This is a genomic window from Streptomyces globisporus (genome assembly GCF_003501885.1).
GTDB lineage: Bacteria > Actinomycetota > Actinomycetes > Streptomycetales > Streptomycetaceae > Streptomyces > Streptomyces globisporus_D.
The window spans coordinates 21616-29104 of record NZ_QWFA01000054.1; the positions used below are offsets into that span (position 1 = coordinate 21616).

8 protein-coding genes are annotated in these 7489 nt (G+C 71.4%); 3 read left to right on the top strand and 5 right to left on the bottom strand.

The annotated features are described in order from the left end of the window. Nucleotides 1-32: 32 nt before the first annotated feature. The 3 genes from tuf to D3105_RS12670 all read right to left on the bottom strand — a co-directional run bounded on the left by tuf (nucleotide 33) and on the right by D3105_RS12670 (nucleotide 2299). The gene (tuf, locus tag D3105_RS12660) at nucleotides 33-1208 is read right to left on the bottom strand and encodes an elongation factor Tu (protein WP_118903352.1); all 1176 of its coding nucleotides are present in this window, start codon (nucleotides 1206-1208) and stop codon (nucleotides 33-35) included. Nucleotides 1209-1307: 99 nt separating this feature from the next. Beyond that, entirely contained in the window at nucleotides 1308-1481 is a 174-nt protein-coding gene (locus D3105_RS12665; RefSeq protein ID WP_165891006.1) for a hypothetical protein, read from the bottom strand. A 65-nt stretch (nucleotides 1482-1546) separates the two neighbouring features. Beyond that, entirely contained in the window at nucleotides 1547-2299 is a 753-nt protein-coding gene (locus D3105_RS12670) for a DNA alkylation repair protein (protein WP_118903354.1), read from the bottom strand. Between the two features lie 22 nt (nucleotides 2300-2321). Between D3105_RS12670 and D3105_RS12675 the strand changes: the two genes are divergently transcribed. From D3105_RS12675 to D3105_RS12685, 3 genes are all read left to right on the top strand, one after another. Next, a complete protein-coding gene (locus tag D3105_RS12675; RefSeq protein ID WP_118903355.1) occupies nucleotides 2322-3044 on the top strand; it encodes a TVP38/TMEM64 family protein in 723 nt (240 codons plus the stop codon). 169 nt (nucleotides 3045-3213) lie between these two features. Next, nucleotides 3214-4086, top strand: a complete 873-nt coding sequence (locus D3105_RS12680) for an undecaprenyl-diphosphate phosphatase (protein ID WP_010062269.1) — start codon at nucleotides 3214-3216, stop codon at nucleotides 4084-4086. A 179-nt stretch (nucleotides 4087-4265) separates the two neighbouring features. After that, nucleotides 4266-4856 (top strand): DUF4352 domain-containing protein, encoded by a 591-nt coding sequence (locus D3105_RS12685; RefSeq protein ID WP_118903356.1) that lies wholly within the window; start codon nucleotides 4266-4268, stop codon nucleotides 4854-4856. 120 nt (nucleotides 4857-4976) lie between these two features. Here D3105_RS12685 and D3105_RS12690 read toward each other — a convergent pair whose 3' ends face one another. Both D3105_RS12690 and D3105_RS12695 read right to left on the bottom strand, forming a co-directional pair. Continuing rightward, nucleotides 4977-5543, bottom strand: a complete 567-nt coding sequence (locus tag D3105_RS12690; protein ID WP_118903357.1) for an AAA family ATPase — start codon at nucleotides 5541-5543, stop codon at nucleotides 4977-4979. A 20-nt stretch (nucleotides 5544-5563) separates the two neighbouring features. After that, nucleotides 5564-7489, bottom strand: a 1926-nt coding sequence (locus D3105_RS12695; protein ID WP_206272719.1) for a diflavin oxidoreductase, incomplete at its 5' end; no start/stop codon positions are given.

A 7489-nucleotide genomic window follows, 5' to 3' on the forward strand; every position in this document is an offset into this window, starting at 1 on the left:
CCGAACCGAGGGGTGGCGGGCAGCGGGCGGTCTCAGAGCAGCTCGGTGACCGTTCCCGCGCCGACCGTGCGGCCGCCCTCGCGGATCGCGAAGCCGAGGCCGGACTCCAGCGGCACGTCACGGCCCAGCTCCACGGTCATGGTGACCGTGTCGCCGGGGCGCGCGACCGCCGCCTCGCCGAGGTCGACGTCGCCGACGACGTCCGCCGTACGGATGTAGAACTGCGGCCGGTAGCCGGTGGCGACCGGGGTGGTTCGGCCGCCCTCCTTCGCCGACAGCACGTACACCTGCGCGGTGAACCGGCGGCTGGGCGTGACGCTGCCGGGCGCGGCCACGACATGGCCGCGGCGGACCCGGTCGCGCTCCACCCCGCGCAGCAGCAGCGCCACGTTGTCCCCGGCCTCGGCAGACTCCATCGGCTTGCCGAAGGTCTCCAGGCCGGTGACGACCGTCTCGACGTCCGCGCCCAGCACCTGGACCCGGTCGCCGACGCGGACGGTGCCGCGCTCGACGGCGCCGGTGACGACGGTGCCCCGGCCGGTGATGGTCAGGACGTTCTCGACGGACAGCAGGAACGGGGCGTCGGTGTAGCGCACCGGCATCGGTACGTACGTGTCGACGGCGTCCAGCAGCCCTTCGATCGCCGCCGTCCACCGCGGGTCGCCCTCCAGCGCCTTGAGCCCGGAGACCCGGACCACGGGGACGGTGTCGCCGCCGTACCCGTGCGCGGAGAGCAGCTCGCGGACCTCCAGCTCGACCAGGTCGGTCAGCTCGGGGTCGCCCGCGTCGGCCTTGTTGAGGGCGACGACGATGTGGTCGACGCCCACCTGACGGGCCAGCAGGACGTGCTCGGCGGTCTGCGGCATGATCCCGTCGAGCGCGGAGACGACGAGGATCGCCCCGTCGAGCTGTGCCGCTCCGGTGACCATGTTCTTGATGTAGTCGGCGTGTCCGGGCATGTCGACGTGCGCGTAGTGGCGGGTGTCGGTCTCGTACTCGACGTGCGCGATGTTGATGGTGATGCCGCGCTGGGCCTCCTCGGGGGCCCGGTCGATCCGGTCGAAGGACACGTAGGAGGTGGAGCTGCCGCCGCGCTCGCTGAGGACCTTGGTGATGGCGGCGGTGAGGGTGGTCTTGCCGTGGTCGACGTGGCCCATGGTGCCGATGTTGAGGTGCGGCTTGGTGCGCACGTAAGCCGTCTTGGACATGGCTGTTTCCTTCGGAGAACTCGAAGCCGAGAAGAGAGATGGACCCCGGAGCCCCGCCGACCCTCCCCTTGCGGGGTCCGCCGGACTGTCGGGGGAGGGTCAGCTTCGGGCGCCGCCGATGGGCGCTGCGGCAACGGCGAATGCCGATGCGACTGCTGCTGCGGCAACTGCTGCCGCGGTCGGGGCGAGCGCCTCGGCGACCGTGTCGTTCACGGCAGCCTTCGGCGCGTCCGCGACTGCGGACGGCGCTGCGAGGAAGGCGTACCGGAACATGCCCCTGATCATGGCCGGGCGCGACGGCCGCGTCGAATGGTTTTCCCCGCCCTTTCCGCTGCGGCTCAGAGGTTCTTGAGGGCCTCGCGCACGGAGAGGGGCGACAGCCGGGTGCGGGCGCCCTCGACGAAGTCGCGTACGGCGGCGGGGTCGGTCTTGGCGTATTCGCGCAGGGCCCAGCCGATCGCCTTGCGGATGAAGAAGTCGGGGTGGTCCGCGCGGCGCAGGCAGTAGCCGAAGAGCCGGTCTGTGTCGGTGGCTTCCTTGTAGCGCAGCTGGTGCAGCAGGGCGGTCCTGGCGGCCCAGAGGCTGGGGTCGTCGATCCACCGGTCCATCTCCCGGGCGAGCGCCGGGTCGGCGGTGACCAGGGGCCCCGCGACGTGCGCGGCGAGCAGGTCGACCGTGTCCCACCAGGGGACGGTGGTCACCAGGTGGTGGAGGACGGGCAGGAAGCCGGAGGTGCAGCGGCCCGCGTGGCGGCGCAGATAGTCGACGGCGAAGTAGTGGTACTCGCGCTCGGGCAGCCGCCAGCAGCGCAGCGCGATCGCCGTGCAGTCCCGTTCGTCCGGCCGCCCGGTGCCCGCCAGCACGGTCCGTGACAGGGCCCGGCGCTCGGGGGTGGGGATCCCGAGGAAGGGTGCGACGTGCTTCATGTACGCGGCGGCGCCCTCGGCCCGTACGGGGTCGGCGGCGGGAGCGTAGGCGGCGACGAGCCGTTCCAGGACGGTGTCGGCGAGGGTGCTGACCGGCGGGGCGGGCGCGTCGGCGGCAGGGTCGGCGTCGGGGGTCACGCGACGCACATTACGGCGATCACACATCCTTTTCGGTTACTCTCCCCGAATGTTCGACCCCGTCCCCGCCGCCCGGCCCGCCTCCGGTCCGGCCCTGCGCCTCTCCCGGGCTCTGTTGTCGCCGTGGTCCCGGTTCTCTCTGCTCGTCGTGGTCCTGCTGGGCGCCGCGTCGACGATGCTGCTGTTCGAACCACAGCGGCTGCTGGAGTCGGGGTGGCCGGCCAGGCTGACCGGCGGCACGGCCGCGATGCTCTTCGGTCTGGCGTACGGGGCGCTGACGGTGGCGTTCGTGCCGCGCCCGCTGCTCAACATCGCCGCGGGCGCGTTGTTCGGCGCGCAGACGGGCCTGGCGGCGGCGCTGGCGGGCACGGTGCTGGGTGCGGGCGTGTCGTTCATGCTGGGCCGCGTGCTGGGTCAGGACGCGTTGCGGACCCTGTTGCGCGGGAGGCTGCTCACCGCGGCGGACGGGGTGCTGAGTCGGCACGGCTTCCGGTCGGTCCTGGCGCTGCGGCTCTTTCCCGGTGTGCCGTTCGCCGCCGCCAACTACTGTGCGGCGACCTCCCGGATGGGCGCTCCGCCGTTCCTGCTGGCGACCGGTCTGGGGTCGATCCCGAACACGGCGGCGTACGTGATAGCCGGCAGCGAGGCCGCGTCGCCGACCTCGCCGGTGTTCCTGGCCGCCATGGGCTTCATCGTGCTGTCCGGTCTCGGCGGGGCGCTGGTGGCCTGGCGCAGACGCCATCGGCTGGGCCGGGACACGCCGAACAACTGAGCGTACGGCGGCACGTGGATGACCGGTGCAGTCGGCCTGACGTTCACTTTCAGGCGATACGCTGCCCGCGACCTCGATGTCCTTGACCGCACTCCGCACTTTGCACGCAGCCGACGGGCCCAGCCGCCCGTGGCCGATGCACGATCACCTCCGGGATGGCCTAAGCCCCATGAGCTGGTTCGAATCATTCGTCCTGGGACTTGTTCAGGGACTGACCGAGTTCCTGCCGATCTCCTCCAGCGCGCATCTACGGCTGACGGCCGCGTTCGCCGGCTGGCACGACCCGGGGGCGGCGTTCACCGCGATCACTCAGATCGGCACCGAGACGGCGGTGCTCATCTACTTCCGCAAGGACATCGCGCGCATCCTGTCCGCCTGGTTCCGCTCCCTGACGGACCGTGCGATGCGCAGCGACCACGACGCCCAGATGGGCTGGCTGGTCATCGTCGGCTCGATCCCCATCGGCGTGCTGGGCCTGACCCTCAAGGACCAGATCGAGGGCCCGTTCCGCGATCTGCGGCTGATCGCGACGACACTGATCGTCATGGGCATCGTGCTCGGCGTCGCCGACCGACTGGCCGCGCGCGACGAGACAGGCGGCAAGCACCGGGTGGTGAAGGAGCGCAAGACGCTCAAGGACCTGGGCGTCAAGGACGGTCTGATCTACGGGTTCTGCCAGGCGATGGCACTGATCCCCGGCGTCTCCCGCTCGGGCGCGACGATCAGCGGCGGCCTGCTGATGGGCTACACCCGCGAGTCGGCCGCCCGCTACTCGTTCCTCCTGGCGATCCCCGCGGTGCTCGCCTCGGGCGCGTACGAACTGAAGGACGTGGGCGAGGGACATGTCTCCTGGGGCCCGACGATCTTCGCGACCCTGGTGGCCTTCTTCGTCGGCTACGCGGTCATCGCGTGGTTCATGAAGTTCATCACCACCAAGAGCTTCATGCCGTTCGTCATCTACCGGATCCTGCTCGGCATCCTGATCTTCGCCCTGGTCTGGTCGGGCGCGCTGAGCCCGCACGCGGGTGAGTCGGCGGGCTGACCCGGCCTCCGAACGCCGACCGGGACTCCCCGAACCGGCACCCAGTTCGAGCACGGAACGGGCAATCGAGACTTCCTCCACCTTTCGGTCACATCTCCGTCACCAACCGGACAACCAGCCTCTCCCGTTGCCTACGGGTCGCTACGGTCATGCCTCCACGAACCGCACAAGGGGGACACATGACGTACCAGCAGCCGCAGCCCGGTCAGCCGCAGCAGCCCGGGTGGGGCCAGCAGCCGCCGCCCCCGCCGCGGAAGAGGAAGACCGGGAGGATCATCGGCTTCGGGTGCCTCGGGATCGTCGGCCTGATCGCTGTCATCGCCATCATCGCCGTGGCCGCCAGTGGTGGAGACGACGGCAACGAATCGTCGACCACGAAGCCGTCGGCCACCCAGGGGGAAGCGAAGAAGGACGAGCCCGAGGAAGAGGAGTCGGCCGAGAAGGCTCCCGTGACCGTCACCGCGAAGGCCGTCGCGTTCAAGAAGAGCGTCCTCGCCCAGGGCGACGACTACACCAGCGTCCAGGTCACCATCACGAACAACAGCAAGAGCGACATCGAGGTCAACCCGCTGTACGTCACCATCACCGACACCGACGGCAGCAAGCACACCGTCGAACTCGGCGTCGACGAAGACCAGCTGGACGCCATGACGCTCTCCCCCGGCGAGAACGCCACCGGCACCGTCACCGCCAAGGGCACGTTCGACGCCAAGTATGTGACGTACACCGACGGGCTCATCGGCGACAGCGTCCGCGGTGACGTCTCCTGACCTGAGAAGAACGTGCGCCCCGCCCGGGAGCAGCCGGGCGGGGCGATCCAGCAGCGCAGCAGCCAGCAGCGCGGATAGATGGTTCCACCGTACGGCGGGGGTCTGACAACGCCCGGGGAGTCAGGGCCCCGTGGGCGTCAGGCCGGTGGCGGACAGGATCGCCTCGACCGTTTCGGCCACCGTCAGGTCCGCGCTGTCGATCCAGATCTTCTCGTCGGCGAGTTCCTCGCGCATCGCCGTCTCCAGGAACGACCAGTCCGTCGTGAGCGTCTTGTCCCGGGCGAGATTGCGCTCCCGGGCCTTCGCCGCGCCCGGGGCCAGTACGACGCGGTGCAGCGGTCCGGCGGTGAGCGTGGTGCGGTAGAAGTCGAGGTGGGCGCGGCGTACGACGACGTCGTCGATGACCGGCAGAAAGCCCGCGGCGGCGAAACTGTCCGCCAGCAGGCAGGCGTTGCGGGCCCGGAGGAAGATCTGCCGGTCCGCCTCCTCGTCCCCGTCGGGCGACGGCCACCGGCCGCCGGAGACGATGAGTTCCTGGAGGGCGTCCACCTCGATGTGGGCGGAGGCGGCGAACCGGGCGGCGAGCGCCGCGGCCACCGTGCTCTTGCCGCTGCCGGGGATGCCGGTCAGCAGGACCGCGCCCGCCGCGCGTGGTTCCGTGTCCACCGGTACCTCCGCCCAGGCCATCCCCGTACTCCCTCGTCCCGTCAGTACACGTCCCGTACGTATCTGCGGTCCGAGGCTAGCTGCTTGACCTGGGCGGCCGCGGCGTCGGGTTCGAGCCCGCCGTGGGCGACGGCGATGTCGCGCAGCGCCCGGTCGACGTCCTTGGCCATGCGGGAGGCGTCGCCGCAGACGTAGAGGTGGGCGCCGTCGCGGAGCCAGGACCAGAGCTGGGCCCCGTGCTCGCGCATCCGGTCCTGGACGTAGACCTTGGCCCGCTGGTCGCGGGAGAAGGCGGTGTCCAGCCGGGTGAGGGTGCCCGAGCGGCTCATCGCGTCGAGTTCCTCCCGGTAGTAGAAGTCCGTGGCGCGGTGCTGCTCGCCGAAGAACAGCCAGTTGGCGCCGGAGTGCCCGAGCGCACGGCGTTCCTCCAGGAAGCCCAGGAACGGGGCGACTCCGGTACCGGGACCGACCATGATCATCGGGGTGGCCGGGTCGGCGGGCGGACGGAAGCGGTCGTTGCGCTGGACGAACACCGGGACGGGGCTGTCCGGTTCGGCGTCCGCCAGAAACGTGGAGGCGACGCCCTTCCGCATCCGGCCGAGGTCGCTCTCGTAGCGGATCACGGAGACCGTGAGACGCATCCGGTGGGGGTCCTCCAGAGGGCTGCTGGCTATGGAGTACAGCCTGGGGCGCAGCGGTCCCAGCACCTCGGCCCAGGTGGCGGCCGTGGCCCGTACCGGGTGCTCGGCCAGCACGTCGACAGCCTGCCTCCCCCACGTCCACCGGTCCCGCTCGCCCTTGTTGTCCGGGCGCAGCAGCTTCTTCAGGGACCGGTCCCCCGTGTGGTCGGCGACCAGGCGCAGCAGGTCCGGGGTGATACGGGTGATGTCGAGGTGGCGGTGCAGGGCCTCGCCCAGCGCGACCGTCCCGTGGCCGGGGACGCCCACCTCGGCCGCCGGGTCGAGCCCGGTGACGGCGAGCCACTCGGCCACCAGGTCCGGGCAGTTGAGCGGCCGTACGCCGAGGGCGTCCCCGACCGTGTACGTCAGGGGGGTGTCGGCGTGCCGCGTGTCGATCGTGAACGCGCGGACCTCCTTCGTCGCGCCGGGCAGGCTCAGCAGGCGGTTCCCGGTGAGGAGGGCGGTGACGGGCTCGGCCCTGGAGCGGGCGGGCTGCTTCTCGGCCGGTGGCACCGGTGCCGCTGCCGCTCTCGGTGTCGGCGTGGCTTCCGCCGCCGTCGGTCCTTCCGGTGTCGTCGTTTCCAGTGCCGCCCTGACCTCCTTGAGCCACTGGTCGAAGGGCTGCTCGTACTCCGGTTCGCAGTCGGTGCGCGGGACGAGCCGCTCCGCGCCCAGTTCGCCGAAGCGTTCGTCCAGGCGGCGGCCGTGGCCGCAGAAGTCGTCGTACGTGGAGTCGCCGAGCGCCAGTACGGCGTAGCGGACGCCCTCCAGGCGCGGGGTCTCGGGGGTGTTCAGCGACTCCCAGAAGCCGGAGCCGTTGTCGGGGGCGTCACCGTCGCCGAAGGTGCTGGTGACGACGAGGAGGTCGGCCGGGCTCGGCAGTGCGTCGGGTGTCCCGTCGTCCATGCCGAGGAGCGTGGTGCGGTACCCCTCGGAGGCCAGCGTCCGGGCGGCCGTCGCGGCGACCTCCTCGGCGTTGCCGGTCTGCGAGGCCCACAGCACGACGACCGGGCGGCCGCCCTCTTCCTCCGGGGTGCTCTCCGGTGGCGCGGGCGCGATGCCGGGTCCCGAGGGGTCCGGAAGCCGGGAGTAGGCGCCGGCCAGCACGCCGTCGACCCACAGGGCGTGGTCCGGGGCGAACGGGGCACCGGCCGGGAGCACCGGGGTGCCCGCCGGGCGGGCGCCGAGGCCTGCCAGGAATCCGGCCAAGTAGCGGCGTTCCGCGTCCGTGAGGACCGGCGGGGCGGTCTCGGGCAGCCCCAGGGCTCCCGCCAGCCCCGTCAGATC

What these genes read in the sequence shown, in the direction of transcription:
- D3105_RS12675 (WP_118903355.1), top strand. Translation starts at nt 2,322, where the DNA reads ATGTTCGACCCCGTCCCCGCCGCCCGGCCCGCCTCCGGTCCGGCCCTG.
- D3105_RS12690 (WP_118903357.1), bottom strand. Translation starts at nt 5,543, where the DNA reads ATGGCCTGGGCGGAGGTACCGGTGGACACGGAACCACGCGCGGCGGGC.
- D3105_RS12685 (WP_118903356.1), top strand. Translation starts at nt 4,266, where the DNA reads ATGACGTACCAGCAGCCGCAGCCCGGTCAGCCGCAGCAGCCCGGGTGG.
- D3105_RS12665 (WP_165891006.1), bottom strand. Translation starts at nt 1,481, where the DNA reads ATGTTCCGGTACGCCTTCCTCGCAGCGCCGTCCGCAGTCGCGGACGCG.
- tuf (WP_118903352.1), bottom strand. Translation starts at nt 1,208, where the DNA reads ATGTCCAAGACGGCTTACGTGCGCACCAAGCCGCACCTCAACATCGGC.
- D3105_RS12670 (WP_118903354.1), bottom strand. Translation starts at nt 2,299, where the DNA reads ATGTGTGATCGCCGTAATGTGCGTCGCGTGACCCCCGACGCCGACCCT.
- D3105_RS12680 (WP_010062269.1), top strand. Translation starts at nt 3,214, where the DNA reads ATGAGCTGGTTCGAATCATTCGTCCTGGGACTTGTTCAGGGACTGACC.